Source organism: Paenibacillus glycanilyticus NBRC 16618 (assembly GCF_004000805.1).
In the GTDB taxonomy this organism is placed as follows: domain Bacteria; phylum Bacillota; class Bacilli; order Paenibacillales; family Paenibacillaceae; genus Pristimantibacillus; species Pristimantibacillus glycanilyticus.
This window is the reverse complement of sequence record NZ_BILY01000037.1, coordinates 19,970-45,913: the sequence shown is the minus strand read 5'-3', so window position 1 is coordinate 45,913 and position 25,944 is coordinate 19,970. Positions and strand designations below refer to the sequence as shown.

The window sequence follows — 25,944 nt, the reverse complement described above, 5'->3', positions numbered from 1 at the left end:
AGCAACGGTGAAAGTCATTGATTTATCTATCCCAATAGAAGATGGTATGCCCGTATATCCCGGCGATCCGGAGGTCCGTGTCAAGATTGCACATACTTATGAGAGTCACACCTGGGAATTACGGCATCTCTCCATGGGCAGCCACTCCGGAACACACGTGGATGCTCCATCTCATATGCATGCTGGTGGCGCCACCTTGGATGAGCTGTCGTTGGAACGCTTTTTTGGAGCCTCGCGTTTAGTTCGGGTTGGAGACTCGGCGTGGCCGGAAAAGCGAGGGTTATTTTTCTGCGAGCCGGCAGGATTGGATTGTTTTGAACGCCTTGCCTCTCTGCGGCCCCCGTTTGTTGGCGGTGAATTGACGGAAGAATTGGAGCGGGCATTGCTCGGGATTAACATCATAACTTATACGGGGCTGCAGGGACTGGATCGTCTTCCCGTTGATAGTGATTTTATGTTTTACGGGTTTCCGCTGCGGATTGTGGGCGGCGACGGGTCGCCGGTTCGGGCAGTTGCTGTAATAGAATCGGGAGAGAAGAAGGGGCTGTCATAAGGACAGCTCCTCTTTGTTTAGAAAGGCTGGACAGACTAACCTGTGGTATTCTGAAGTTAATATTCAATAAAGGAAGGGAAATAGAATGAATCAAGATAATCCGGTTGTCATCCTGATTCAAATCGCTGTCCTGCTGGTTTTAACCTTTTTGTTAGTCTACAAGTACATCGATTTCCTTACCAAAACCACGCATTTTGTCTGCCCGGCATGCCGTAGTTCATTTAAGTTATCCAAAAAGGATTTCGCGTTTGCCTTAAAAACGGGAGTACTCAACGAACGGATCGTTACTTGTCCCGTTTGCGGTTATAAAGGCAGTATGCCGATTGTAAAGGACCGAAGCTAGATCATCTATCGGGATATTAAGAGTTTCCCCTATAAAACAGCCCGAGGCTGCCCAATCATGGGGCAGCCTCTTTTTCTAACGAAACTACGTATCGCTATTCGCCCCGAATAGGAGACTTTCTATTTCTAACGAAACTACGCATCGTTATTCCCAGCCTTTGCCCTGTGTTTAGCCTCGAAACGCATCAATAGCGATATGCAGTTTCGTTAGATCAGCGAAACCGCTGTTTTTCGCCGAATAACGTTACCACGTTTCGTTAGAATCCCCAAGCCTACCCCTGATCCCCGGCGCCCCCCAAAAACGCAACGTTCAGCGACTCTCCAGCCAAGAAGTCAATTCTAACTAGAAAAAAGTAAAAATAACGGCATAGGTCGCGCTTTCTCATTCTCTATAATAAAAACAACTTCACTACTTCCTACTATACTAAGAAATTCGAGGTGCTTAAGATGGAGACTTCACCGCAAGTGATGGGTAAGCTGGAGAAGCCGAAAAAAGTACGCTCGCTGCAAAGCGGAGAGACACTGGCCGGATGGCTGTTCGTGAGCCCGATGCTCATTGGCGTATGTATTCTCGTTCTTCTTCCGATTGTTGCGACAATCGTGCTAAGCTTCGCCGACTGGAACTTTGTTCAGGGCTGGAAAGGGATTGATTGGGTGGGCTTCGGCAATTTCAAGAAGCTGTTCCATGACGATCAGTTCATCCGCTCGGTTCGCAATAACTTTGTCTTCCTGCTAGCCGTACCAATCTATATGCTCATTTCCATGGTGCTCGCCGTTATCATTGACCGCCATGTTTACTTGAAAAGCTACTTCAAGGTCGCTTACTTCATGCCTTACATTTCCAGCATCGTTGCCGTAGCGATCGTGTGGCAGGTCTTGTTCCAGCCGTCTTACGGCCCGATCAATCAGATTCTGCATACGCTCGGAGTCAGCAACCCGCCGAAGTGGATTGCGGATCCGCATTTCGCGCTAGCCTCCATCATGATGATTGTCGTATGGACATCGATTGGCTTCAACATGATTATTTACATCGCGGGTCTGCAGTCGATTCCTAAGGATTTGTACGAAGCCGCCGATATCGACGGGGCGAACGGCTGGATCAAGTTCGCGCGAATTACGTTCCCGCTGCTGTCGCCAACCTCCTTCTTCCTGCTTGTAACCGGCATCATCTCGACTTTTAAAGTATTCGACATTATCGCGGTTATGACGCAAGGCGGACCAATCGGCTCCACATCGCTGATGGTATGGTATTTGTACGATACGGCCTTCGTGAATCTGAAAGTCGGTTATGCTTCATCGATCGCTGTTATGCTCTTTATCTTCGTCCTACTTATTACGTTCGGACAATGGTTTGCGCAGAAAAAATGGGTTAATTACTAACGGAAGGAGACCAACCTCATGGAGACATCTAACACAGCTTTCAACTGGCGCAAAGGCGTTCTTACCGTCCTTATGTTTGCCGTCAGCATCTTGTTCCTGCTTCCGTTCATCTGGATGCTGGTTACTTCGTTCAAGATCGAGAAGGACGTCTTTGTTTATCCGATCGAATGGATTCCGCGCCACTGGCACGCCATCGAGAACTATAAGGAAGTATGGGTAGGGGACTATCCCTTCTGGAAATATTATTTGAATTCCATCAAAATCGCAGTCATCACGACCTGTATTTCGGCGTTGTTCTCGTCGCTTGCCGCCTACGGCTTCTCGAAGATCAAGTTCAAGGGCAGCAACTTCGTATTCCTGATCGTGCTTGCGACTTACATGGTGCCAAGCCAGGCGATTCTGATTCCTCAATTTATCCTATACCGTCAAATCGGCTTGTTCGACAGCCATTGGGGCTTGATTATCCTTAGCAGCTTCAGCGTATTGGGAACTTTTATGCTGCGTCAGTTCTTTATGGGGATTCACCAGGAGTTTATCGAATCTGCTAAAATAGACGGGGCCAACCATTTCCGGATCTACTGGAGCATCGCCTTCCCGCTGGTGAAGCCGGCCGTTGCAACCTACGCGATTCTTCGTTTTATCTGGACCTGGAACGATTACCAGAACCCGCTGATCTTCCTTCGCACGGACCGGTTGTTCACGATTCCGCTGGCTATGCAGAAGTTCACGTCGCTCAGCGGCGAGTTCTACTCGCTAATCATGGCGGCTGCCGTATCGGCGATCCTGCCGCTCCTTATCATCTTCATCATCGGTCAAAAAAGCGTTATCGAGGGTATCGCATTAGGCGGCGTAAAAGGGTAACCGTCATGAAAGCGTTAGCAAGAAAGTCGAATTTGTTGCAATTTAGGTAAAGATAGTTTCATCCTTACCGGATTGCCGCTCACTATAATGAAAACTATCAACATCCTATAACCTTGCATTTCAGAGAGGGGTATTTAGAAATGAAAAAGAGATGGGCATCGGGATTGGCGATTAGTTTACTGCTTACAGGAGTTCTCGCAGGCTGCGGAAACTCCAACAACAACGGTGATTCGGGCAACAAGAACGCAAGCGCGGCTCCTTCGACGGAAGCAAGCACGAGCGCTGGCGGCAGTGCTAGCGGAGATCCGGTCAAACTCCGCCTCTACACGTACGGCACGGAGCAAGCTTACAACTGGAAAGCAACACTCGATGCTTACCATGAGAAGAACCCGAACGTAACTGTTGAGCTTGTACAGCTGAGCGAAAAAGGCGACACGCAGGAATCGATGAAAAAGCTCGATCTTGCCGTAGCATCCGGCGAGCAAATCGACGTGATGATGTTTAGCGACGCGGCGGGTTACGCGCAGCGCGTAGCGCTTGGCATGGCAGCTCCGCTTGACGACTTCCTCGCGAAAGACGGCTACAAGGTAGAAGAGGACTACAAGGTTGACACGCATCTGAACGGCAAGGTGTACTCGCTGCCGGGCAAATTCAATCCTTGGTACGTTCTTCTGAACAAGGACAATTTGGACGAAGCGGGACTTGCGGTTCCGACGGATTGGACTTGGGACGATTACGCGGACTACGCGAAAAAGCTTACCAAAGGCGAAGGCGCGACCAAACGCTACGGCACCTACTTCCACGGTCCGCAAAACGGCGGCTGGATGGAGTACCTGAAGCTGATGATGGAGAACCAGCCAACCGGATCCGAATTCCTGAAAGCGGACGGCACGTCCAACCTGGATGATCCTAACTTCAAGAAGACGCTTGAGCTTCGCGTAAAAATGGAGAAAGAGGATAAGTCCTCCGTTCCTTACTCGGATATGATCTCGCAAAAGCTGGCTTACCGGAACCAATTCTTCAACCAATCGGCAAGCATGCTGACAATCGGCTCCTGGATGAATACGGAAATCGGCGGTACGGATACGTTGCCTCTGACGTTCCATGTGGCGGTTGCGCCATTCCCGAAAAACAACGCCAGCGACCAATCCGGCATTACGCCGGTTACGACGGATTACGTAGCGGTATCGGAAAGCTCCAAGAACAAGGAAGAAGCTTATAAATTCGTTCGCTGGTACACAACCGAAGGCCAAGTCGTACAAGGCAAAAACATTCCGGCTTGGAACGGCGTAAGCAACGATCAGGTAGCGGGCATTATCGATACGATTCTTGCCGGCACGAAGAACCCTGAGCTTGTCGACAAAGACAGCCTGGTGAACACGCTCGTGAACTCGAAAGCAACGGAAATTATCGCTCCTGCTTCTTACCAAGCCGAAGTGTACAAAGCGATCAACGAGGAGTACGAGAAGCTGATTCTTGGCAACCAAGACGTCGATACGACCGTTGCCAACTCCAAGAAACGCGTGGACGAAATTATTGCGGCGAACAAAAAATAATAAGGTATAATAAATATCCAAAGGGGACGGGAGTTACTGTCCCCCTTTTCTATCTAAGGGGGACTTCACGCGATGTACCGCATCAGGTCTTATTTTCATTCCATTCGAGGGAAGCTTTCTTTAGTAGCGGTTATATGTATTCTCATACCCGCCGTTCTAACGATGCTGATCTATAACTCGCTAACCCGTGAAGCCGTAGAACGCCAGGCGAAGGAAAATGCCACGGATTCCATGCAGCTCGTTAACGGCTCGATCAATAATCTGTTTCAAGGCATGCTCAACACGGCGAATTATTTGCAGGCAAACGCGGATATGAAAGCAAGCTTTATCAAGATGCTGAATACGGATTTGGATCCGTACGAGAAGTTTACGGCAACGAGCCGGATTATGCAGCAGCTTGAGACGTTGACTTATATAGGGGAGAAGAGCTACATCACCATTATTCTCACCAACGGAGAGACCTTTACGAACTATTCCAAGGATGAAATGGATCCGCTTACTTTCCAGAAGGAGTCTTGGTTCAACAGCCTCAAGCAGCTGACGGGGCTGCAGTCTTATTGGGTGAGTACTTCTCCGACGATTTTTCCTTACGACCGCATAAGCAGTCCGTATCAGATCTCGGTTGCAAGAACACTCCGGTTCGACAGCACCCGGATTTACGGATACGTCATCGTGACGATGATGGAGAATAAGTTCAGCAAGATCCTGGGCAGCCTGACGGGCAGTCAGGAGGTTGTCCTTGTAGACGGCGACGGCAAGATTTTGTCATCGCCCCAGCTGGAGCAAGTGAACGGGAAGTTCGAATACAGCAAGCAGATGGCGGAGAGGGATCCCCGCGTCGCGTCCTCCATTATTAAGGATGAGGATAAGAAGCTGCTGCTGACAACGGCTGATCTTTCCTTTAATGACTGGCATCTGGTGGCAACGGAGCCTTATCAGGATGCGATCGTGAACATCAGCTCGATTTTTAACCGGGTCTTTTTATTCCAGATCGTATCGTTTATCGCCTTTCTCGTGGTGCTGCTCCTTTTGATGAGACAGCTGACAAAGCCGCTGATCAAGCTGGGGAAGGTAGCTTCAAGCGTCCAGCGGGGCAATCTGGAGGTTCGATCCAGTATACGCGGCGCCGACGAGATCGGCAGATTGGGTTTTCTGTTCGACCAAATGCTCGACCGCATTAAAGAAATGATTACGGAAGTATCGCTCACCCAAGCGCGCAAGCGCAAGGCAGAGCTTGCGATGCTGCAGGCTCAGATTAATCCGCATTTTCTGTTTAACGTGCTGAATTCGATCCGGATGAAAGTGATGCGGAGCGGCGACCAGGACAGTGCCAAGATGATTGCCTCTTTGTCCAAGCTGCTGCGAATGACGATCAGCCGGGATGAAGACGCGATTATGCTGCATGAGGAAATCGAACTGCTGACGCATTACGTCGAGCTGATGAATCTGCGGCAGAAGGAGGAAGCACGGCTGCAGGTGGATGCGGATGTAACCTCCTTCGATATTCGGGTCCCGCGGTTTATTTTGCAGCCGCTGGTGGAGAACGCTTTAATACACGGCTTTAACCAAAGTGCCGGAACGATCCGGATTGCGGCAGAGAGAAAGGATCACTTCCTTGAGCTATCGGTGGAAGATGACGGAGTTGGAATGGATGTTGAGCAATTGGAACGGTTGAGAGCGCGCCTAACGGCTGCGGGATCAGGGACGGAAGAACTTCAAGAAACCGGGCGTTCAACAGGACCAGGAATGTCAGGAATCGGCGTGGCGAACGTCGCGGAGCGTATGCGGATTATGTTTGGAGATGCCTTTCATATTACCGTCGAGAGCGAACAAGGAACACGCATTATGATGCATATCCCTATTCGGGAGGAGGGGCGTCCTCATGTATAAAGTGATGCTAGTGGATGATGATTATCCGGTAATCGAGCTGTTATCGGAAGTAGTGGATTGGAAGGAGCTTGGTCTTGTTTTATCCGGCAAGCATGAGAACGGACTTGCGGCATGGGAGCATGTGCAGGAGGAAATTCCGGATATTCTCGTGACCGATATCGGGATGCCGAAGATGGACGGTCTGGAACTCGCGCAAAGGGTAAAAAAATTAAATCCTTCGGTGAGGATTGTCATCCTCTCCTGCCATAGCGAATTCCAGTATGCTCAGCAGGCAATGCGGCTGGATGTTCAGGATTACTTGCTTAAGGATCAATTGGATCCGGAGGAATTGATTGGGCTGCTGCAGAAGTTTAAGGAAGGCTTCGACGGCGAACGCCAAATGTTATCCGAGCAAAACAAAATGAAGCGGATGGTCAGCGAAACCGAGGATTTGCGCAAGGAGAAGCTGTTCCGCGAATTTGTCCAGCAGCCGCTAATTTCCGCGGAGCAATGGCAGCGCGATTTCGGCTCCTACGGGTTGTTCCAGCCCGGCGAGCTTTGTCTTCCCGTAGCCGGCTTTATGGAAAATTATAATCTGATCAAAAACCGGTTCGATTCGGATCAGACGCTGCATTTCGCGATCAGCAACGTGATGGAGGAATTGCTGGCGGAACTGCCGCTGCGCGTCGTGCATATCGGTTACAGCAGCCGGCAATCCTTGCTGCTCTTCTCTTTTAAGCCGGGTCTCAAGCAAAACGTTTACGATCAGGTACAGGCTAGCATTCAAACCGTGCAGCGGACGCTTGGTCAGGTGCTGAAGATTCAGATGGCCTTCCTGATTGGAACGGGCTGCGACAATCCGCAGCTGCTGAAGCAGGCCTTGTGCAACTTGCTGAAAGCCGATGAACAGCGGTTCTATTTGTCCAAAGGGGAAACCGCCAAATGGCAGAAGGGCACCCAGCCTTCCTCCGGGCTTCTTGCGATGTACGACCAGGCAGCCGCGGAAATTCGCGAAGCGATTATGGCGAAGGACAGCGATAAAATCAGAGCGCTTGCCGGCAAATGGGAGGCGCATATCCGCAAGGAGCAATACGCTTCCGAGGAAGTAAGGGATTGGGTGCTGAAGCTGCTTATCGATATGCGGCTCAAGCTGCATGCCATGCTGTTTGCCTCCCAGACCTTAACCGCAGAGAAGCTGCACAAGGAAATCGTTTATTTCGATTCTCTGCGGGGGCTGTTCGAGTGGTTCCACACGCAGCTTCAGTCTTACATCGCAGCGAGAGAAGAAGCCTTGCCGGTGAGCAAACGCCGAGAAGTATCGGAAGCCTGCAAGTATGTGTCGATGAATCTGGGCAAACGAATTTCGCTGGAGGAAGTAGCGGCTCATCTGCATATGAATCCAAGCTATTTCAGCCGGTTCTTCAAGAAGGAGACCGGCCTGACCTTTATTGAATATGTCACCGACCAGAAGATTGAACGGGCAAAGGAATTGCTCGATCAAACGAATTATTACGTAAGCGAAATTTGCGAAATGCTCGGCTACGACAACCAGAGCTATTTCATCAAGACGTTCAAAGCGCAGACGGGCTTAACGCCAACCGAATATCGCGGTTAGGAGGAGAGAAACTTGCGGACGAATTACGATTGGCCGAAGGAAGTGCTGGAAGGATGGCTGACGGATCAGTCAGCGGCGGCCAGCGATGTATATACGTACTCCGGGAACAAAGCGGACTGGAGAGGGATAGCGGAATCCCCGGCTTACTCGGACATGATTGGGGAGATTCGGGAAGAGGGGGAACGCCTGCTTGACCGTCCAATTCCCGTTCTGTCCCGGGACATATACGATCTGTTCGAGACGAACGGGAACCGCCTTATTTACGAAGGACTGTATTTCGAACGCAGGAGCCGGCTTACTTCCTTTGCGCTGCTGCATTGCCTTTTCCCCGATTCAGCGGAATATCGCCAGGCCCTGATCGATACGATTGAGGCGGTTCTGGAGGAGATGACTTGGTGCTTGCCGGCTCATATGAGAGGGAATTCGGTTGACCGCCATATTGATCTTTTTGCATCCGAAACCGGATTTGCGTTGGCTGAGATTCTGACGATTACGGAACAATCGCTTCCTTCCGCGCTGCGGGAGGACATTCGGGTACAGATCGAGCGAAGAATATTTGCCCCTTATCTGGATGATCGATTTCCTCCCTATCATTGGGAGACAGCCGATCATAACTGGGCGGCGGTATGCGCGGGGTCGATTGGGGCAACAGCCCTTTTGCTAGGCATCGACAAAGAGCGAAGAGCGGCTATCCTTCACCGGGCAATCGGAACGATGAATCATTATTTATCCGGCTTTGGGGAAGACGGAGCTTGCGCGGAAGGTCCGGGTTATTGGAATTACGGTTTTGGTTATTTCGTTTATTTCGCCGATCTGCTGAAGCGCGCCACCGCCGGAAGGGCGGATTTGCTTGATTCAAGGCATGTACGGAACATCGCCGGATTCCAGCAAAAAGCTTATCTCGCAGGGAACCGGCCGGCCAACTTCTCGGATGCGTCTTCACATGTAAGCGTAAACATCGGCTTGTCCGATTATCTGGCTTCTAACGTTGAAGAAGTGAGCTTTGCCCCATTGTCGATACGGGCGGGCTTTACCGATGATCATTGCAGCCGCTTCGCCCATGCTTTGCGCAATTTGCTCTGGTTCAAGCCGCAAGCTCCGAGACAATCGGACTGGCCAAGCGGAAGCTGGTATTTGGCGGATGCCCAGTGGCTGATTTCGCGGGTAAGCCATGCTTCCGGCAGCTTTGGCTTTGCGGCCAAGGGTGGACATAACGATGAACCGCATAATCATAATGACGTGGGCCATTTCATTCTGATTGCGGAAGACGATCCGGCGTTTGCCGTGGATCTCGGGAGCGGGGAATATACGGCGCAATACTTTGGGGAAGGCCGGTACGAATACGACTGTACGGGGGCGCAAGGACATTCCTTGCCGATTGTGAACGGGCAGCTTCAGGCTGTTGGCGCCGAGAGCAAGGCTTCCGTTGAATGGGTAGAGCAGGGCGAATCGGAGGACCGGCTCATGCTGGAGCTTGCAGCCTGTTACCCGGGCAGCGGACTTGCAACGTTTGAGCGCGAATTTGTCTGGCATAAAACCGGACTTCCCGAGCTTGAGTTAACGGACACCTTCCGATTCGACAAAGAAGGCGGGACCATTACGGAGGTTATCGTCAGCCAATGCCCGCCATTCGTGCGGTCGGAAGGCCAGATTGTCTTGAATGGCAGCCGGCATTCGGTTGTATTGTCCTTTGAACCTCAAAGCCTGGAAGTCTCCATTATAGAACGAACGTATTCCAATCATTCGGGTCAGGAAGAAAGCTATTATCGCATTTATCTTATTTCGAAAGAGGAAGCGTCCCTTGAAAAGACGGTTAAATTAAACTTCAAATTTCAGGAACAGGTGGAATCTTAAATGACAAATACAATGGCTGCTAACCAGCTCGGAACCGCATCATGGGTAAAGGAAGCTTGGGAACAAACGGTGCAAAAGGTATTGCGGACAAGCGCCCGCATCGGTGCGGAATTCCCTCATGCGAGCCAAGGCGGCCAATATGTGCTTGAAGCCCCGCATTGGTGGACGGCAGGCTTCTGGCCGGGACTGTTGTGGTTATTGCATGAAGGCGAAGCGAATGCCGGCCTTCCTTTCCGCAGGATTGCGGAAGAATGCGAGCTGAAGCTGGACGAGGTGCTGGACGGTTATGACCGGCTCGACCACGATATCGGCTTTATGTGGATTCTGACCAGCGTGATCAATTATAAGCTGAATGGCGGCGAAGAGTCCCGCCGAAGAGCGCTGAAGGCAGCGAACTATTTGATGGGCCGCTTTAACCTGAAGGGCAATTTCATCCGTGCCTGGAACCCTTGGAGTGAAGGGGAAGACAACAGCGGCTGGGCGATTATCGACTGCGCGATGAACGTTCCTCTCCTGCAATGGGCATCACGCGAGACGGGCGACCCGAGATACAGTCATGTTGCCGAAGCTCATATGGGTACCGTATTGAATCATTTTATCCGTACCGACGGCTCGGTCCGTCACATTGTGCGGTTTGATTCTAGGACCGGCGAGGTTGCCGAATTTATTGGCGGTCAAGGCTATGGACCGGAATCCGCTTGGTCGCGCGGCACAGCTTGGGCGGTCTATGGATTGACCTTGGCCGCCAAGCATACGGGCCGCAAGGACCTTCTGGATGCAGCCAAGCAAGTAACGCATTTCTTCCTGTCCCAATTGCCTGAGGACAGCGTACCGGTATGGGATTTCCGCGCGCCGGAGGACACGAAATGGCTTCGCGATTCTTCAGCCGGGGCATGCGCGGCTTGCGGCTTGCTGCTGCTGGCCGAGCTTGTGCCATCGGCGGAGGCATCCAGCTATCGAAGCGCGGGAGAGCGGATTCTGAAATCGTTATACGAGAACTACGGCTCGTTTGGCGAGGAAGAGGAAGAAGGGCTTATCTTGCATGGCACGAGCCATTATCCGGAACGCAAAAATATGGATGTGCCGCTTATATACGGCGACTATTTCTTTGTGGAGGGTCTTGCTCGTCTTAAAGGGGGCGTCACGATTCCATGGGAGTAAGCGTGCCGATTGCTTCGAATCCGCTACGCAACAAAGCAGACCTGGAGCAGGCATTCAGCCAGCTCACCAAGCCGCTCCTGCCTTATTATTCAGCCGGTGGAGCACGACTGGAGCTGAACGGATCCGGCGCCGGCCAAGCTCCGGAAGTAGCGGGGATGGAAGGCTTCTCCCGTATTGTCTGGGGGCTGGCCCCGCTTGCGGCTGGCTCTGTTAAGGCTGATGAAGAGCTGCTGCAGCTGGTGTTGAAAGGAATAACAAACGGCACCAATCCCGAGCATGAGGAGTATTGGGGCGAGGTTGCCGATCACGATCAGCGCCTGGTGGAGATGGCTTCGCTTGGCCTTGCGTTAGCTATTGCCCCTGACCGTTTGTGGGAGCCGCTTGGCGCAGAGGCGAAGCAGCACTTCTATAATTGGCTGAATCAAATTAACAGCCGCCGGGCTCATGATTGCAATTGGCTGTTCTTCCATGTCCTTGTTAACGTAGGCTTCCATAAGCTTGGTCTTCCTTACGCGAAGGATCAGCTTGAGGCGAACCTGAACCGGCTGGAACAGTTTTATCTGAAGGATGGCTGGTACGAAGACGGAGTAAACGGTCATAGCGACTATTACGTGCCCTTGGCTTTTCATTACTGCGGACTTCTCTATTCGGCACTGATGAAGGAAGAGGATCCCGAACGTGCAGCTCGCTTCGAAGAACGCAGTATCTCGTTCGCCGGGCAGTTCGTGAACTGGTTCGCCGAGGATGGCAGGGCGCTTCCTTACGGGCGCAGCTTGACTTACCGATTCGCGCAGGGAGCTTTGTGGGGAGCGTATGCTTTTGCCGATATGCTGCCGTTTGAGCTTGGCGTTGTCAAAGGATTGTATTTGCGCCATCTGCGTTGGTGGCTCAGTCAGCCGATTTTCTCGCCCGATGGCGTATTAACGGTTGGATACAGCTATCCCAATCTGATTATGGCCGAAAATTATAATGCCCCTGGATCCGTCTATTGGGCGTTTAAAGCCTTTCTGCCGCTCGCATTGCCGGAAGAGCATCCGTTCTGGCAGGCAGAGGAGCTTCCGCTGCCGGAGCTGCCGGCTATTTCGGCGCAGCAGGCCCCTCATCTTGTTGTCTGCAGGCATAGCGAACGCGACCATGTTGCGGCGTTTAACGCGGGACATCCCGGAACCAACGAGCATACTCATACCTCGGCGAAATACGAGAAGTTTGTTTATTCCGCATCCTTCGGTTTCAGCGTGCCGCGTGCGGAGTGGGGGTTGTCCCAAGGAGCTTACGACTCCATGCTTGCCTTAAGCGAGGAAGATAACCTGTATCGCGTTCGCCGGAAAAACGAAGAGACCAGCATCGATGGCGACATCCTTATCTCTGTCTGGAAGCCGTGGCGGGATGTCACGGTGACGACTTATCTGATCGCCGGATTGCCTTGGCACTTAAGGATTCACCGGATCGAGACCGCAAGAGGGCTGGATGCGGCTGAAGGGGGCTTTGCTCTTCCGCTTGACGCAACGCTTGGAGTCAATAAGCAACCCTGCAGCTTGATCGGCCGGACCGGCTTTGGCGGCAGCGGCATCTCGGGCATTCGGGGTTATGAGCGGGCCGAGCTTGTTCAAGCCCAGTCCAATACCAACCTGATGCATCCGCGAACGGCTATTCCTACGCTTCAGGCAAAGCTTCAGCCGGGGACGCATATTCTGATTGCCGCAGTCTACGGAGAGCCGGCCGCATTGGAAGAGGCTCTGCCTGAGCAATGGCAGCAGTCAATCCAGCTGTCCGTGCAGGATGATCGGATCCGGGCGGTTAGTCCTTCCGGCAAAGAAATCATCATCAGTCTTTAGGGCATGAACCGCTGACGCCCAAGCCGCATACGATAATGGCAGAAGCCTACTGGGGGAATGCCAATGAAAAGCGTTGCAGCATCAAGCGGCCGTCAGCCTTCGATTACGACCTTTGTTCTTGTCCTTTACGTGCTTCTTGTGATCTTATTGTTTTTCTGCTTTTAATTAAATAAGAAAAATGGCCGTGCGTTTAAATCGCACGGCCATTTTTTATTAAAACCCTACGTACTGCGGCTCTTCGTTTTCCAGCTCTTTTACGCGGCTGGCCACTTGATCGACGATGGTTTGCGTTTGTTGTGCCGCCTGCTCGAACATTTGCTTCGCAGCCTTGTTTTCAGTGGACAGAGCAAATTGCTCCAGGCTTGCCTGCGCGCTCTTTAAAGAGGCAACGCATGTTTTTACATCGGATGCTACGGTCATATCCAACACCTCCTTAAGAACTTGACAACAAAACTAATATGTCAGCCTTTGTCTTCTGGCATTCATGGGAAATAATAGAAATTGGACCTGAACCATTTTCCTGCTGTGGAAAATGGTTATTCGTGTTGGGATCTGCCTTTTGACAAATAATCTAAACGTAGAAACAAGCGACAGGGGGAAAAGAATTGTGCAGGACTGGTTAGAGGTTACTCTACGCACCTTACTGTCGATATTTGTCCTGTTCCTGCTTACAAAGTTAGTGGGTAAACGGCAAATATCCCAGCTTTCGTTTTTTGAGTACATTACCGGTATCTCGATCGGCAACCTGGCTGCATATGTATCGCTTGATCTTGAGGCAACCTGGTATTTGGGCCTGATCTCGCTTGGCGTGTGGGTGGCGATTTCCATTGGCATTGAATTTATGCAACTGAAGAGCAAGAAAGTCCGCGATCTTATCGATAGCAAAGCTACCGTACTGATTAAGGGCGGCAAAGTGCTGGAAGACAACCTGAAGAAAGAACGGTTGACTTCCGATGAGCTTCTGGAGCAGCTGCGCAAGAAGGATGTCTTCCGCGTTGCGGATGTCGAATTCGCCATTATGGAGCCAAGCGGAGATATCAGCGTGCTGCTGACGCGGGAGAACCAGCCTATTACTCCTGCGCATCTCGGCATTAAGGTTGCGCCGGAACATGAACCTCAGACGGTTATCATGGACGGCAAAATCATGGACGAGCCGCTCTCGACCGTTGGCCTTAATCGGAGATGGCTTGCAACCGAGCTCGAGACGATCGGCGTAACGCTCGAGAATGTCTATATCGCGCAGGTTGACGCATACCGTCAGCTGTACGTTGACCTTTACGATGACCATATTAAAGTTCCGCAGCCGCAGCTTAAGGCCGAGCTGTATGCCTTATTGAAGAAAATCGAAGCGGATTTGGAGTTGTTTGGTCTCTCGACGAAAAATAAAGAGGCCAAGCATATGTATGAACGGTGTGCGCAGGAAATGCGGCAAGTATTAAAGGAAATGAAGCCTCTGCTGCATCATTAACTACAGTAGTCAGGAGGTAAGGGGAACATGTCGAGCAATAAGAAGAAATTTACGCCGGTTCAGCGGGAATATCAGGAGTTAGCCAAAAAACACGAGCCCAAGCGGCCCGTATTCATCAATTGCCTGAAGGCTTTTCTGGTGGGCGGTATCATTTGCATTATTGGTCAAGCCGTGCAGGAGATGTTTGTTCATTGGGCAGGCTTTGACGAGAAGAAGGCCAGCAATCCGACGGTAGCGATCATGATCATTCTGTCGGTTATCCTTACAAGCCTTGGCGTTTACGACAAAATCGCTCAATGGGCGGGGGCCGGCTCGGCCGTACCCGTTACAGGCTTCGCCAATACAATGTCGTCGGCGGCCATCGAGCACCGGAGCGAAGGACTTGTTCTTGGCGTAGGCGGTAAAATGTTCAAGATCGCGGGTCCCGTTATCGTATTTGGCGTCGTTGCGGCTTTTGTTGTAGGTCTGGTTCACCTGATCTTTAATCCTCATGCGGTTGGGGGAGGACATTAATCATGCTGAAAGGCCATCAAAGCTGGCTTTTTGAGAATCATCCCGTCATTGCCGGGACGGCTGCTATCGTCGGACCGTTTGAAGGACTAGGCCCGCTGGCGCATGATTTCGATATTGTCCACGGCGATCTCCGCCTTGGACAAGACAGCTGGGAGAAGGCGGAACGGACTTTGCTCGAGGAAGCGGCGAATCTGGCCATCGAGAAGGCCAAAATAACGAAAGAATCCATCAACTTTCTGGTGGGCGGAGATCTGATGAACCAGATCATCAGCTCCACGTTCGCCGCAAGAACGCTGCAAATTCCGTATCTCGGCGTGTTTGGCGCCTGTTCGACTTCCATGGAAAGCCTTGCCATCGCGGCTAATCTGATCAATTCCCGGTCGGCTAAATACGTCATGTCCAGCGCCTGCAGCCATAATGCTACCGCCGAGAAGCAGTTCCGTTACCCGACGGAATACGGCTCCCAGAAGCCGCCGACTGCTCAATTCTCCGTAACGGGAGCGGGAACCTGCGTGTTGACTCAGCAAGGCGACGGTCCGTATGTTACGTCAGCTACCATTGGGCGCGTCGTGGATATGGGCATCAGCGACCCGTTTAATATGGGGGCGGCTATGGCACCGGCTGCAGTGGATACGATACTGGCGCATTTCCGCGATTTTCGCATGGAGCCCGGTTATTATGATCTGATTGTGACGGGGGATTTATCCAAGGTTGGTTATGCGATTGCAAATGAATTGTTCGAAAAACATAAATTCCCCATTCATCAAACCGTCTATAAGGATTGCGGCATGATGATTTATGACTATGAGAAGCAGCAGGTGCAAGCAGGCGCCAGCGGCGCCGGCTGTTCGGCAACCGTTACCTACGGCCATCTGCTCCGGCGAATGCGTGAAAAGGAGCTGAACCGCATTCTCGTCGTAGCGACAGGAGCTCTTTTATCGCCGATCTCCTTCCAGCAAGGAGAGACGATACCGTGTATCGCGCATGCGGTTTCCATTGAGAACGAGGTGAGGAAGCTATGATTTTCTTGTGGGCTTTTCTTGTAGGCGGCGCGATATGCGTGATCGGCCAAATCTGCTTTGACGTCTTTAAGCTGACGCCTGCTCATACAATGACTCTCCTTGTTGTGCTGGGCGCGATTGGGGACGGTGTTGGCATCTATGATCCCCTGATCAAATTTGCGGGCGCCGGCGCATCGATTCCGATTACAAGCTTTGGCAATGCACTGGTTCACGGTGCCTTGGACGAGATGCAGAAGACAGGCTGGATTGGCATCATTACCGGCATATTCAAGGTGACAAGCGCCGGGATATCCGCGGCGATTATCTTCTCCTTCATTGCCGCCTTGTTCGTTAAGCCGAAAGGTTAAACATACTTAGCTCGTACAGACCTCCGCAATCCCTGCGGAGGTTTTTTTATTGCCGATGGGGCATTTCGCCCTCCGATACATATCCTTTCTTCCGTTGACAAATAATGTACTTACCATGTGTACATAAAAAAGGAGTGTAACGTTATGGCAGTAAAAAGCGCCGGAGGCGGAAAATACCGCAAAATGTCCATGTCGCCGAAGGAATATCAAGCCTTTGCGAAAACTCGCGAGCCTTCGCGTTCGATTTTCGGCAATTGCATTCGTGCGTTTATTATCGGCGGTGCCATCTGTGTGCTCGGACAAGCTATTCAGCAGCTCTTTATCCATCTGGCGCATATGAAGCCTGAGGATGCCAGCAATCCAACCGTTGCCGTGCTGATTATCATTTCGGTCATTTTGACGAGCATCGGGGTTTATGACAAAATCGCCCAGTTTGCCGGAGCAGGCTCTGCCGTGCCGGTAACCGGGTTTGCCAACTCCATGTGCTCCGCCGCGCTTGAGCATCGCAGCGAAGGGCTGGTGCTAGGCGTAGGAGGAAATATGTTCAAGTTGGCCGGCTCCGTTATCGTGTACGGTACCGTTGCGGCGTTTTTCGTCGGCATCGCCCATTTAATCTTTGGGACGGGTGGTGCTCATTAAGATGCTGCAGGGAAAACAAACATGGAAGTTTGAGAACCGCCCGGTCATTATCGGGGCGGCTACCGTTGTCGGTCCCGACGAAGGGGACGGACCGCTGGCCGGAGATTTCGATCTCGTGCATCCGGAGCTGGATATGCAGCAGAAAAGCTGGGAGAAAGCCGAACGGCTGCTGCTGGAGCAGGCTTCGGAATTTGCCCTGAACAATGCCAAGATCGCCAAGGATCAGCTGCAGTTCTACGTCGGCGGCGACCTGATGAATCAGATTATTAGCAACAGCTTTGCGGCAAGAACGCTGGGCGTGCCTAATCTCGGCGTGTTTGGCGCTTGTTCGACCTCGATGGAGTCGCTCGCGATAGCTTCCTTAATGGTGGATTCGGGTGCCGGACAATACGTGCTTGCCGGGACCTGCAGCCATAATTGCACGGCGGAGAAGCAGTTCCGCTATCCGACGGAGTACGGCGCGCAGAAGCCGCCTACCGCGCAGTATACCGTTACCGGCGCAGGTGCCGTTGTTGTTGCCGCCTCAGGCGAGGGTCCGGTCGTTGAATATGCGACGATCGGCAAGGTTATCGACCTGGGAGTCAAAGATCCGTTTAATATGGGAGCGGCTATGGCGCCCGCAGCCGTGGATACGATTCAGGCGCATTTTAACGATACGGGCCGCACGCCCAAGGATTACGACCTGATTGTAACCGGAGATCTCGCCAGCGTCGGGCACCCGCTTGCCAAGGAGCTGCTCATCCGTGACGGGGTTCCCATGGATGAAACGACATTCAAAGATTGCGGATTGATGGTTTTTGACGTGGAGAAGCAGAAGGTGCAGGCGGGAGGAAGCGGCTGCGGCTGCTCGGCCGTCGTAACCTACGGCCATATCCTCAAAAAAATCGCCAAGGGAGACTTGAAGCGCGTACTTGTCGTTGCGACTGGCGCCTTGTTATCCCCGCTTTCCTTCCAACAAGGGGAGAGCATTCCTTGCATTGCACATGCCGTTGCGATCAGCGGCGGAAAGGAGTAGAGCAGCATGCAATTTCTATGGGCATTTATTGTGGGAGGCGCAATTTGCGTCATTGGCCAGCTGCTGTTTGATGTCGTGAAGCTGACTCCGGCACATACGATGGCTACGCTTGTTGTGGCGGGGGCTATCATTGACGGTCTCGGCTGGTATGAGCCGCTTGTCAGCTTTGCCGGCGCGGGCGCAACCGTACCGATTACCAGCTTTGGCAACGCGCTTGTGCACGGCGCGTTGACCGAGCTTCAAAATTCCGGCTGGATTGGCGTCATCTCCGGAATATTCAAAGTCACAAGCGCCGGTATTTCCGCGGCGATTATATTCTCCTTCCTGGCGGCGCTTGTCGTCCGTCCGAAGGGATAAAGGTAAAGCAGGCTTGCCGCATTTGGGACAAGCCTGCTTTTTCTTTGCCGTACGATATTTATCTGCCGTTTCCTGTCCCGCGGGAGATCATTCTCGTTACTTGAACGATAAGTCTCAGGAAGAGGCTGTTCTGAGGAAAGGCCAGATAACGCGGTTCCCATTCCGGGTCGAACTTGTCCTTGAAGCGACGGATACCCTGGAATCCATAGAAGTGGCCTCCTTTTAGGAATACCCATCTCGCCAGCTGTTCCCCCCGGTACGAATAGACCGATTCCCCGACGCTCGATAGGGGCGCCATCCCCAGATTGAAAATTTCGTAGCCCTCAGCTTTCGCCCATTGCAGAAGATGAACGAACAGGACATCCATAACGCCGCTGAGACCGTCACGATGGCGCATCAGGTCAATGGAGACGGATTTGTTGCGATCGTACACCGGCATAATGCTGGCAAATGCGGCGACTCGGTTCTCGTTATCCCGCAGAACGGCAATGGGAGCGAGCTCAAGATAAGATTCGGAGAAGGTGCCCAGCGAGAAGCCCTTTTCCTTGTCGCCATCCAGCCATTCGTCGGATACCGCCTTAAGCTCGGATAACAGCATGGTACTGAATGGCGGCTTGACGATATCAAACGCAAAGCCGTTCCGTTCATACCGGTTGCAAGCCGCCCGCAAATCCGCCTTCCGCCGGCCGGACAACTGGAATTGGGCTAGTGGGACGATCGCTTCCTCTCCAAGCTTGAAGAACCGGTAGCCGTATTCATGATAAAGCGGCAGGTTTTCGGCTTTTACCTGGTAGAAGACGGCTGTCGCCGCGTAATGATCCGCGTAATCGCGGAATTGACGCACGAGCTTTCGGATGGAGGCAGGATCTCCAATCGGATCGCCGAGTGCCACAAGGGTTTTGCCAGTGCGGCCATAGGCGAGCACCGCTTGGTAGTCGGGCGTCCACATAAAGCTTTTATCGCCCATATACAGCAGATGGGTCAGGAAATTGCCCGGATGCTTGGCGAGCAGCTGCTCCAGCCTTTCCCAATCCTGAGGCCCCGGTTTAGGGGCAGGTGGGAGGCTTGGCACGAATATTCTCCGGACCGTCAGCAGAATCCAGCTGACCGCGAGTGCAATGATGCCTTCGCGCAGCAGCTCTTCGTTCTTCAATGTATAACGGGCATGCCATTTGGCATGATGAAGCACACCGGGCGGAAGCTCGTTGGTGGATATTCCGACAGACAGGTACAGCAGCATGACAACAAGCGAGATGCCGGCCCAGGCAATTGTTTTGCGCAAGGTGAAGATCGCTTCTTTCCGGTTGAACCTGTCTTTGGACAGCCATAAGAGCAGGCAGACGAACAGAAGGAAGATCGCTTCCTCGATTTCAAAGCCCTTCAGAATCAAAGCGAACGTACCGCCGATCAGCAGAATCATCGCCAGGAAATAAGCCCGCTTGACGCGGAAACGGATGCCCTCGGAAACCATCAGCATTAATAAACCTATAAGAACAGCCAATTGATGGGAGCCCTTCATCGTAAAAGGCGTTACGAACTGCTCGAGCAGGTGCATCCGGTGCCAGCTGCCCGGTGTGGCGGATGAGAGCAATAGCAGGATGCCGCTTATGAATACAAGAGCAGCCAGCGCCCAAGTGCTAATATCGCTAAGGACGGCCGTTTGGCTAGGCCAATTCCAGACCGTATGCCAGCGTTTGATTGCCGGCTTCAGAACCTGCTCCTGCGTTTGATTCCATCTTTCCTTATTCGGAATCCATTCCGTTGTCGCAAGCGCAAGCCCGATCGCCCACGGAAGGAAGCAATAAAAGATCCGGTAGAGCACAAGCACGGCCAGCCCCTGGTCGGGGGATAAGCCGAGATGCTGGAATGCCAGCAGGACGATCGCGTCAAAGGAACCGAGACCGCTCGGTACAAAGCTCGCAACGCCGGCAACTGCGGCCACGACAAAAATGCTCATCGCTTCCCGGAATCCGATAGGCAGATGCATCAAGTGGATGATCAGCCAGAAGGAAAGTCCGGCCATCAGCCATTCCGCCAAAGATGCCGTTATCATGCGAAGGGCCGGGGGCTTCGTCAAGGAAGCATCATCTTCCTGTTCCTTGTCCGTCAGCCCAAGCAGGTTGCGGAGCTTGGGCAGTCTGCCGAGTAAAACGAATGGCACCACATACGCGGCGATCAGGATGATAGCCAGGTACAGCCAGAGATGATGCACGAGAAGGCTTCGGTCATTCCATACGCCAACAAGCAGCAAGATGGAGAGGATGGACAATCCGGTAAGGGCGGATAAGGACTGGTAGACCAGCGACCGCAGCCATGCTGGGCCTTGAATGCCCCATTTGCGATACAGCGTGATGCGCAGTCCCGCTCCCGTTAAACCGGCGAAGCCCATGGCATTATTGAAGGAATTGGCGATCCAGCTTATTCTGAACACCGCAGTCCAGGGCATTCGCGCCTGGTTCCATCTGACTAATATAAAGTCATACGCGGACATGACCGCTACCGCCAGGAAACAGACGGTGGCAAGCTGAATATGGTCGCTCCAGTGCAGATGCTTTAGCAGACGGAGCGCCGCCGCCGGCTTGATCTCTTTGATGAAACCGCTTGTTTGCGTATACAGAAAGAGAAGAATGGCGACGGGGAACAGCAGTTTGAATACGTTTTTGAACCGGTTAGTAAAGCGGGATAGATGAGTCAGCAAACGATGGCACCTTCTTAAAGGAATGTTTTACGGCGAACAGAACCTTTTCGTTCCTTCGTTCGTCTAAAAGTGAAGATATTGCCAATATATCATATGAGATTACCGATTCCCACTTTTTGCTTACAGAAGGGTGACCCTGGTGTCGGGCTATGTGGAATCCTCCAATTTTTTTCGGCAGTTCGTTCATTTGTGCTACGCGAAGGTACTGCTGTAAAATGGTACTAAATCCCCTTATTTTTTGCATCCAATATTCCGCAGGAGGTATGTACATGGAAACACGCCTTGCCGATATGCAATTATGTTCCTTAATTCTAAATAGCTTAAATGAATGCATTCTCGGAAAACAAAGTGAAATTGAACGTTTAATGATAGCCGTCCTTGCAGGCGGCCACGTATTACTTGAGGATGTTCCAGGCACGGGTAAAACCCAGCTGGTGAAAGCGCTGGCGAGAACCATCGGCGGCCAATTCCGCCGTATTCAATGCAATCCCGACCTTCTCCCGACCGATATTACCGGCGTGTCGATTTATCATCCGAAGCAGGAGCAGTTCATATTCCGTCCGGGACCGGTCATGACCAACGTCCTGCTCGCCGACGAGATCAACCGGGCGACAACAAAGACGCAATCCGCCCTTCTGGAAGCCATGGAAGAGGGGCATGTCACCGTTGACGGCGATACCTATATGCTCCCGGCCCCCTTTATCCTGCTCGCTACGCAAAATCCCATCGATTTCGAAGGCACGTATTCCCTTCCGGAAGCCCAGCTTGACCGCTTTATGATGAAGCTGACGTTAGGCTATCCGAACGAAGCGGATGAGCAGCGGATGATTCTGGCAAGAGAGTCAGGCCATCCGTCGGACCGCTTGGAGCAGATTACTTCCATAGAAGATATCGAACGAATCCAGCACCAGGTACAAGCCGTTCATATCGATGATGCGGTCGGCAATTATTTGATTCAGCTTGTACGTGCTACGCGATCGCATCCCCATGTCCTGCTTGGCGCAAGCCCGCGTGCCGCAATAGCGTTATCGCGCGCGGCGAAAGCCAGCGCGTTCCTTGCCCAGCGTACGTTTGTCACTCCGGACGATATCAAGCAATTGGCGCCGTATGTTCTTTCCCACCGTCTGCTGCTTCACACGGACGCAAGGATGAACGGTCTGCGGAGCGAAGATATTATCGCCGAGGTTCTGGAGAAGACAAAGGTTCCCGTAAGACTGGAGCGGTGATCCCATGAATGCGGTGAAAGAGACGAAGACCCGTAAACGCTGGAGGCTTATCGCAATCATTTATGGCGCCGCATTGCTTTATTTATTGTTCCAGGGCGGCAAAACGGCATTGATGCTGTTTATGATTTTGAACGTGCTGCTGATTTATTTGGCTTTAGGCCGCTGGAGCGGGATCAGCCGCGTGTCCGGCATCCGAAGCTACAGGTTGACCGGGGCAACCGCGGGCAGCGACCATTCGCTCACGGCAGGCAGCACGCTGGAAGTTCAATTATCGGTAAAGGTTCCCGGCGTTTATCCGATCCCTTATGTATTGGTCAGAGACAGACTGCAGCGCCATAACGGCCAGCAGCTGCAGTTCGAAGCCTCTTTCGTCCCAAGCTTCAAGCGTTCCGGCGATGTGCTTTACCAGACGCCGCCGCTTCAGCGGGGAGAGTACCGCTTCGTCACAACCGAATGTATTTCCCATGACATATTCGGCCTGTTTGAGCATTCCGGCCGATTCGGCTCGGAGTCGGCATTCAGCGTATTGCCGCAGATTGTTCCGCTGCGCCAATGGCATAGCATTCAGAGCGGCTTCCGTGGCCCCTTCTCCCATGCCGCAGCCCCGCGGGCTGCAAAAGAAACCACGCAAATCAACGGCGTGCGGGAATATTTGTACGGCGACCGTCTGTCGCGGATTCACTGGAATGCGACGGCGAAGACCGGCGACTGGAAGTCGAAGGCGTTCGAGAGGGAGTCATTGCCGCGTACGCTTATTATTCTTGACCGATATGCAGCCGATTACCCCGTTCCGGGCGCGGAACGGTTCGAGCTGGCGGTGTCTACCGCAGCTTCGCTTATAGACAGCGGTTTGAAGGGCGATACGGCAATCGGTCTAATGTCTGCAGGCAATAAGCTGACGATTCTCCCGCCCAAGTCCGGTGTAGAACAGCGCAATGCGTTAATGAAGCATTTGACCTTTGTGGACGCCGATGCCGAGCAAGGACTGTACAAGTCTCTGGTGGCAGCCGATTCCCGGCTTGAGCCAGGCTCCTTTGCAATCGTTATCAGCGGAACATCCGGCAGGGAAGCCGTCCGTTCGATGGAATGGCTGTCCCGTAAAGGACTTACGCCATGCCTGATGCATATCGGCGGTGAACGGCGGCTGGAGGAACAATGGCGCCTGATGATTCGCGGCAAGGGCTGGGCATTATTCGAACTAAAGCAGCTGCAGGAGCTTCCTGCCGTGCTGGAAGGAGGCCGGGCATGAGCCTCTTGCCGCGTTTGTTTACTTTCTGCCGTACGGTGATATTCAAGGTTACGCCGAACTGGTATACGAAGCTCTCGCAATTATTTATTGCTCTTATGCTTATTCATACAATCCGGATCTTTGAGGGCTTCTGGTGGAGCGAGACCTTCTACGCGGTCAGCTTCACGCTGCTCTTCGCTGTTGCTGCCGATTGGCTGCTGCCGCGAAGCATGCGGGTGCTGCGGATTGTTGTTCAATTGTTGCTTGCGGTAGGCGCGACGGCTTATTTTGCCGATCTGAAAAAAGTCGCTTCCACGACCGTTCCCGATCAAGAGAACCGGCTTGGCGATTTGTTCCGCACGTTGTGGGGGTATGCCGAGCAGCTGCATCCCTTTATATGGATTTGCGGAGCTCTGCTCGTTTTGTATATCCTGTTTGATTTGTGGATTACAACTAGGCTGCGCCTATTCGGATTTATAAGCGTCAATATTCTCGTTCTGACCATTGCGGATTCTTTTACTCCGATCTGGTTATGGGATGAAGTCGCCTGGATTGTCTTTTTGGGTCTGCTCTGGCTGGTGGCCAATCATCTGCATAAGTTGGCAAGCCATCATCCGAACAGCTGGAGGGAGCTTACGGAATATCCGCTGCAGCTGCTGATGCCAATCGTTATCGTATTGTCCGTGCTGATGACAGCCGGCATTCTGATGCCGACCGTATCGCCGATTATTCAAGATCCTTATACGATGTGGAAGGAATCGAAGGGCGAGACGGTTAACGTATTCCTCGGAGATAAAGGAATCGCAGCTCCCGTTGACGTGAGCAGCAGCAATACCAAGTCCGGTTACGGACGCGATGATTCGGAGCTGGGCGGCGGATTCGATTTTGACTATTCGCCCGTCATGACGATTACAACCAACCATCGGAGCTACTGGAGAGGCGAGACGAAAACGGAATACACCGGAGCGGGCTGGACGGTGAACGACGAGACGGAACGGAGCCGGTTAGCCTCGGTAGGGAAAGACTGGGAGCTGCCGCTCATCGAAGGACGCGAGAAGGCGGAGACGATGAAGGTGGACCAGCAGGTCCGAATGTCCAATAATAATATTTATCCGGTCTTGTTCGCCGCTTCTCCCATTACCGCGGTTCATTGGGTGGATGATCCAGATGCATCCGTATTGCCGAAAAGCTTAAAGTGGGCGGTTAACGAGCAGGAGCTGATCTGGTCCGACAAGCCGCTGCGCAGATATCCGCAAAGCTATGCGGTAACCTCCGAAGTCACCATATTAGATGAAGAAGGACTTCGCAAGACGGAAGCCGAGCTGCCGGATCCGGCGGAGACGAAGCAATATTTGCAGCTACCGTCTTCCTTGCCGGGCCGCGTAAGGTCGCTCGCCGTATCGCTAACGGCTTCGGCCGTGAATGATTACGACAAGGCGAAGCTGATAGAGGCTTATCTCCGCCAGAACTTCATGTATACGAATGAACCGGATAAATCAAGGCTGACCGGAGACAGCAAGGATTTCGTCGACCAGTTCCTCTTCGAACTGAAGGAAGGCTATTGCGATTATTTCTCGACGGCGATGGCGGTCATGTCCCGTTCTATCGGGTTGCCTACCCGTTGGGTAAAAGGCTTCGCCCCGGGCGTGCTTCCCGTTTCGGAATATGTGCCGTCTGCCGGCGGGATTCCAAGCGAAGCGGAATTAAATCCGGACGGAGCAGGCACGTATACCGTCCGCAACTCGGATGCGCATTCCTGGGTAGAGATCTATTTCGACGGCTATGGCTGGATTCCGTTCGAGCCTACGTCGGGCTTCACCTTCCCTTATTCCGTAACGGAAGTGCAGCAGGAAGCATTGCCGACGCCTACCGCAGCGGTTGATACCGATCCGGTACAGGAGGAAGTAACCGACAGCACGGGAAGCAATCATTCCGCTATCATCTGGGGCTCGGTATCGGCAGGCGTTCTTATCGTGCTTGTGCTTGTTGTTGTCCTGCTGCGTACGCCATGGATCCGTTCCAGATACCGGGCTTATTCGGGCAATGACCGGATTGTATGGGAGACGGAGAAGCTGCTGCGTCTCTGCCGGCGCAAAGGCTATGAGCGAGGGGAGCATGAGACGCTGCGCGAAGCGATTCAGAGATGGTCGCCTAGCCACAAGCGGCTGAACAATCTGTTCCGCGAAGTGCTCGATGAGTTCGAACGCGCGAAATACAGCTCCGTCCAGGCGACAAGTTCGGAGACCGACGGGTTTATTTTAAAGATCAAAGCGATTAAAGAGGAATTGTAGAAATTTGCGTATATTATATAGAAGGAAAATACGCCGCTCGCATTGCGCGGGCGGTATTTCTTTTGCAACAAAATCCGAATATATGGTATAGTTTCGTAAGATAGCAGGAGATGA

At 52.5% G+C, this 25,944-nt stretch carries 22 protein-coding genes; 20 read left to right on the top strand and 2 right to left on the bottom strand.

Annotation, left to right across the window (positions count from 1 at the left end; all coding sequences use genetic code 11):
* The first annotated feature begins 7 nt into the window (after nt 1–7).
* From PGL01S_RS24100 to PGL01S_RS24055, 10 genes are all read left to right on the top strand, one after another.
* A complete protein-coding gene (locus tag PGL01S_RS24100) occupies nt 8–553 on the top strand; it encodes a cyclase family protein (protein WP_127497150.1) in 546 nt (181 codons plus the stop codon).
* Between the two features lie 85 nt (nt 554–638).
* On the top strand, nt 639–896 hold the full coding sequence (locus PGL01S_RS24095) for a hypothetical protein (RefSeq protein WP_127497148.1): 258 nt from the start codon (nt 639–641) through the stop codon (nt 894–896).
* A gap of 446 nt (nt 897–1,342) precedes the next feature.
* Nucleotides 1,343–2,275, top strand: a complete 933-nt coding sequence (locus tag PGL01S_RS24090) for a carbohydrate ABC transporter permease (protein WP_127497145.1) — start codon at nt 1,343–1,345, stop codon at nt 2,273–2,275.
* Nucleotides 2,276–2,293: 18 nt separating this feature from the next.
* Nucleotides 2,294–3,136 carry a carbohydrate ABC transporter permease gene (locus PGL01S_RS24085; RefSeq protein ID WP_127497143.1) on the top strand — a complete coding sequence of 281 codons (843 nt, stop codon included), beginning with the start codon at nt 2,294–2,296 and terminating at the stop codon, nt 3,134–3,136.
* Between the two features lie 140 nt (nt 3,137–3,276).
* The gene (locus PGL01S_RS24080) at nt 3,277–4,692 is read left to right on the top strand and encodes an ABC transporter substrate-binding protein (protein WP_127497140.1); all 1,416 of its coding nucleotides are present in this window, start codon (nt 3,277–3,279) and stop codon (nt 4,690–4,692) included.
* 72 nt (nt 4,693–4,764) lie between these two features.
* Nucleotides 4,765–6,582, top strand: a complete 1,818-nt coding sequence (locus PGL01S_RS24075) for a sensor histidine kinase (RefSeq protein WP_127497138.1) — start codon at nt 4,765–4,767, stop codon at nt 6,580–6,582.
* Nucleotides 6,575–8,176: a helix-turn-helix domain-containing protein gene (locus PGL01S_RS24070; protein WP_127497136.1), complete on the top strand. Its 1,602-nt coding sequence runs from the start codon at nt 6,575–6,577 to the stop codon at nt 8,174–8,176. The genes PGL01S_RS24075 and PGL01S_RS24070 overlap by 8 nt, the downstream gene beginning before the upstream one ends.
* 12 nt (nt 8,177–8,188) lie before the next feature.
* Nucleotides 8,189–10,030, top strand: coding sequence for a heparinase II/III family protein (locus tag PGL01S_RS24065; RefSeq protein ID WP_127497134.1), 1,842 nt, complete (start codon nt 8,189–8,191; stop codon nt 10,028–10,030).
* Nucleotides 10,031–11,191, top strand: a complete 1,161-nt coding sequence (locus PGL01S_RS24060; RefSeq protein WP_127497132.1) for a glycoside hydrolase family protein — start codon at nt 10,031–10,033, stop codon at nt 11,189–11,191.
* Nucleotides 11,182–13,026 carry a DUF2264 domain-containing protein gene (locus tag PGL01S_RS24055; protein WP_127497130.1) on the top strand — a complete coding sequence of 615 codons (1,845 nt, stop codon included), beginning with the start codon at nt 11,182–11,184 and terminating at the stop codon, nt 13,024–13,026. Before PGL01S_RS24060 ends, PGL01S_RS24055 begins: the two co-directional genes overlap by 10 nt.
* Nucleotides 13,027–13,239: 213 nt before the next feature.
* On the opposite strand, the gene PGL01S_RS24050 is transcribed toward PGL01S_RS24055, so the two are convergent.
* Nucleotides 13,240–13,446, bottom strand: coding sequence for a DUF1657 domain-containing protein (locus PGL01S_RS24050; RefSeq protein ID WP_127497128.1), 207 nt, complete (start codon nt 13,444–13,446; stop codon nt 13,240–13,242).
* A gap of 187 nt (nt 13,447–13,633) precedes the next feature.
* Here PGL01S_RS24050 and PGL01S_RS24045 point away from each other — a divergent pair, with 187 nt between their 5' ends.
* The 7 genes from PGL01S_RS24045 (at nt 13,634) to spoVAE (PGL01S_RS24015) (ending at nt 18,387) form a co-directional block, all read left to right on the top strand.
* Nucleotides 13,634–14,494 (top strand): DUF421 domain-containing protein, encoded by an 861-nt coding sequence (locus PGL01S_RS24045; protein ID WP_127497126.1) that lies wholly within the window; start codon nt 13,634–13,636, stop codon nt 14,492–14,494.
* A gap of 27 nt (nt 14,495–14,521) precedes the next feature.
* A complete protein-coding gene (gene spoVAC, locus PGL01S_RS24040) occupies nt 14,522–15,007 on the top strand; it encodes a stage V sporulation protein AC (protein ID WP_127497124.1) in 486 nt (161 codons plus the stop codon).
* A gap of 2 nt (nt 15,008–15,009) precedes the next feature.
* The gene (gene spoVAD / locus PGL01S_RS24035) at nt 15,010–16,029 is read left to right on the top strand and encodes a stage V sporulation protein AD (RefSeq protein WP_127497122.1); all 1,020 of its coding nucleotides are present in this window, start codon (nt 15,010–15,012) and stop codon (nt 16,027–16,029) included.
* Nucleotides 16,026–16,376, top strand: a complete 351-nt coding sequence (gene spoVAE / locus PGL01S_RS24030) for a stage V sporulation protein AE (RefSeq protein WP_127497119.1) — start codon at nt 16,026–16,028, stop codon at nt 16,374–16,376. Before spoVAD (PGL01S_RS24035) ends, spoVAE (PGL01S_RS24030) begins: the two co-directional genes overlap by 4 nt.
* Nucleotides 16,377–16,520: 144 nt before the next feature.
* A complete protein-coding gene (spoVAC, locus tag PGL01S_RS24025; protein ID WP_015845600.1) occupies nt 16,521–17,015 on the top strand; it encodes a stage V sporulation protein AC in 495 nt (164 codons plus the stop codon).
* A gap of 1 nt (nt 17,016) precedes the next feature.
* Entirely contained in the window at nt 17,017–18,030 is a 1,014-nt protein-coding gene (spoVAD, locus tag PGL01S_RS24020) for a stage V sporulation protein AD (protein ID WP_127497117.1), read from the top strand.
* Nucleotides 18,031–18,036: 6 nt separating this feature from the next.
* Entirely contained in the window at nt 18,037–18,387 is a 351-nt protein-coding gene (spoVAE, locus tag PGL01S_RS24015; RefSeq protein ID WP_127497114.1) for a stage V sporulation protein AE, read from the top strand.
* Nucleotides 18,388–18,445: 58 nt separating this feature from the next.
* Here spoVAE (PGL01S_RS24015) and mprF read toward each other — a convergent pair whose 3' ends face one another.
* Nucleotides 18,446–21,085, bottom strand: a complete 2,640-nt coding sequence (gene mprF, locus PGL01S_RS24010) for a bifunctional lysylphosphatidylglycerol flippase/synthetase MprF (protein ID WP_164775578.1) — start codon at nt 21,083–21,085, stop codon at nt 18,446–18,448.
* Nucleotides 21,086–21,354: 269 nt separating this feature from the next.
* Between mprF and PGL01S_RS24005 the strand changes: the two genes are divergently transcribed.
* Genes PGL01S_RS24005 through PGL01S_RS23995 form a run of 3 tightly spaced genes read left to right on the top strand, consistent with a single transcriptional unit; the run spans nt 21,355 to nt 25,830 of the window.
* Nucleotides 21,355–22,311 carry an AAA family ATPase gene (locus tag PGL01S_RS24005; RefSeq protein WP_127497110.1) on the top strand — a complete coding sequence of 319 codons (957 nt, stop codon included), beginning with the start codon at nt 21,355–21,357 and terminating at the stop codon, nt 22,309–22,311.
* A gap of 4 nt (nt 22,312–22,315) precedes the next feature.
* On the top strand, nt 22,316–23,560 hold the full coding sequence (locus PGL01S_RS24000; protein ID WP_127497108.1) for a DUF58 domain-containing protein: 1,245 nt from the start codon (nt 22,316–22,318) through the stop codon (nt 23,558–23,560).
* Nucleotides 23,557–25,830: a transglutaminase TgpA family protein gene (locus PGL01S_RS23995; RefSeq protein WP_164775577.1), complete on the top strand. Its 2,274-nt coding sequence runs from the start codon at nt 23,557–23,559 to the stop codon at nt 25,828–25,830. Before PGL01S_RS24000 ends, PGL01S_RS23995 begins: the two co-directional genes overlap by 4 nt.
* Nucleotides 25,831–25,944: the final 114 nt, after the last annotated feature.

Bases quoted from the DNA above. Each gene is read 5' to 3' on its own strand.
- PGL01S_RS24080 (WP_127497140.1), top strand. From the start codon at position 3,277: ATGAAAAAGAGATGGGCATCGGGATTGGCGATTAGTTTACTGCTTACA.
- PGL01S_RS24050 (WP_127497128.1), bottom strand. From the start codon at position 13,446: ATGACCGTAGCATCCGATGTAAAAACATGCGTTGCCTCTTTAAAGAGC.
- PGL01S_RS24070 (WP_127497136.1), top strand. From the start codon at position 6,575: ATGTATAAAGTGATGCTAGTGGATGATGATTATCCGGTAATCGAGCTG.
- PGL01S_RS24095 (WP_127497148.1), top strand. From the start codon at position 639: ATGAATCAAGATAATCCGGTTGTCATCCTGATTCAAATCGCTGTCCTG.
- spoVAC (WP_127497124.1), top strand. From the start codon at position 14,522: ATGTCGAGCAATAAGAAGAAATTTACGCCGGTTCAGCGGGAATATCAG.
- PGL01S_RS24090 (WP_127497145.1), top strand. From the start codon at position 1,343: ATGGAGACTTCACCGCAAGTGATGGGTAAGCTGGAGAAGCCGAAAAAA.
- spoVAE (WP_127497114.1), top strand. From the start codon at position 18,037: ATGCAATTTCTATGGGCATTTATTGTGGGAGGCGCAATTTGCGTCATT.
- spoVAE (WP_127497119.1), top strand. From the start codon at position 16,026: ATGATTTTCTTGTGGGCTTTTCTTGTAGGCGGCGCGATATGCGTGATC.
- PGL01S_RS24060 (WP_127497132.1), top strand. From the start codon at position 10,031: ATGACAAATACAATGGCTGCTAACCAGCTCGGAACCGCATCATGGGTA.
- PGL01S_RS24085 (WP_127497143.1), top strand. From the start codon at position 2,294: ATGGAGACATCTAACACAGCTTTCAACTGGCGCAAAGGCGTTCTTACC.
- PGL01S_RS24005 (WP_127497110.1), top strand. From the start codon at position 21,355: ATGGAAACACGCCTTGCCGATATGCAATTATGTTCCTTAATTCTAAAT.
- PGL01S_RS24075 (WP_127497138.1), top strand. From the start codon at position 4,765: ATGTACCGCATCAGGTCTTATTTTCATTCCATTCGAGGGAAGCTTTCT.
- PGL01S_RS24000 (WP_127497108.1), top strand. From the start codon at position 22,316: ATGAATGCGGTGAAAGAGACGAAGACCCGTAAACGCTGGAGGCTTATC.
- PGL01S_RS23995 (WP_164775577.1), top strand. From the start codon at position 23,557: ATGAGCCTCTTGCCGCGTTTGTTTACTTTCTGCCGTACGGTGATATTC.
- spoVAC (WP_015845600.1), top strand. From the start codon at position 16,521: ATGGCAGTAAAAAGCGCCGGAGGCGGAAAATACCGCAAAATGTCCATG.
- spoVAD (WP_127497117.1), top strand. From the start codon at position 17,017: ATGCTGCAGGGAAAACAAACATGGAAGTTTGAGAACCGCCCGGTCATT.
- spoVAD (WP_127497122.1), top strand. From the start codon at position 15,010: ATGCTGAAAGGCCATCAAAGCTGGCTTTTTGAGAATCATCCCGTCATT.
- PGL01S_RS24055 (WP_127497130.1), top strand. From the start codon at position 11,182: ATGGGAGTAAGCGTGCCGATTGCTTCGAATCCGCTACGCAACAAAGCA.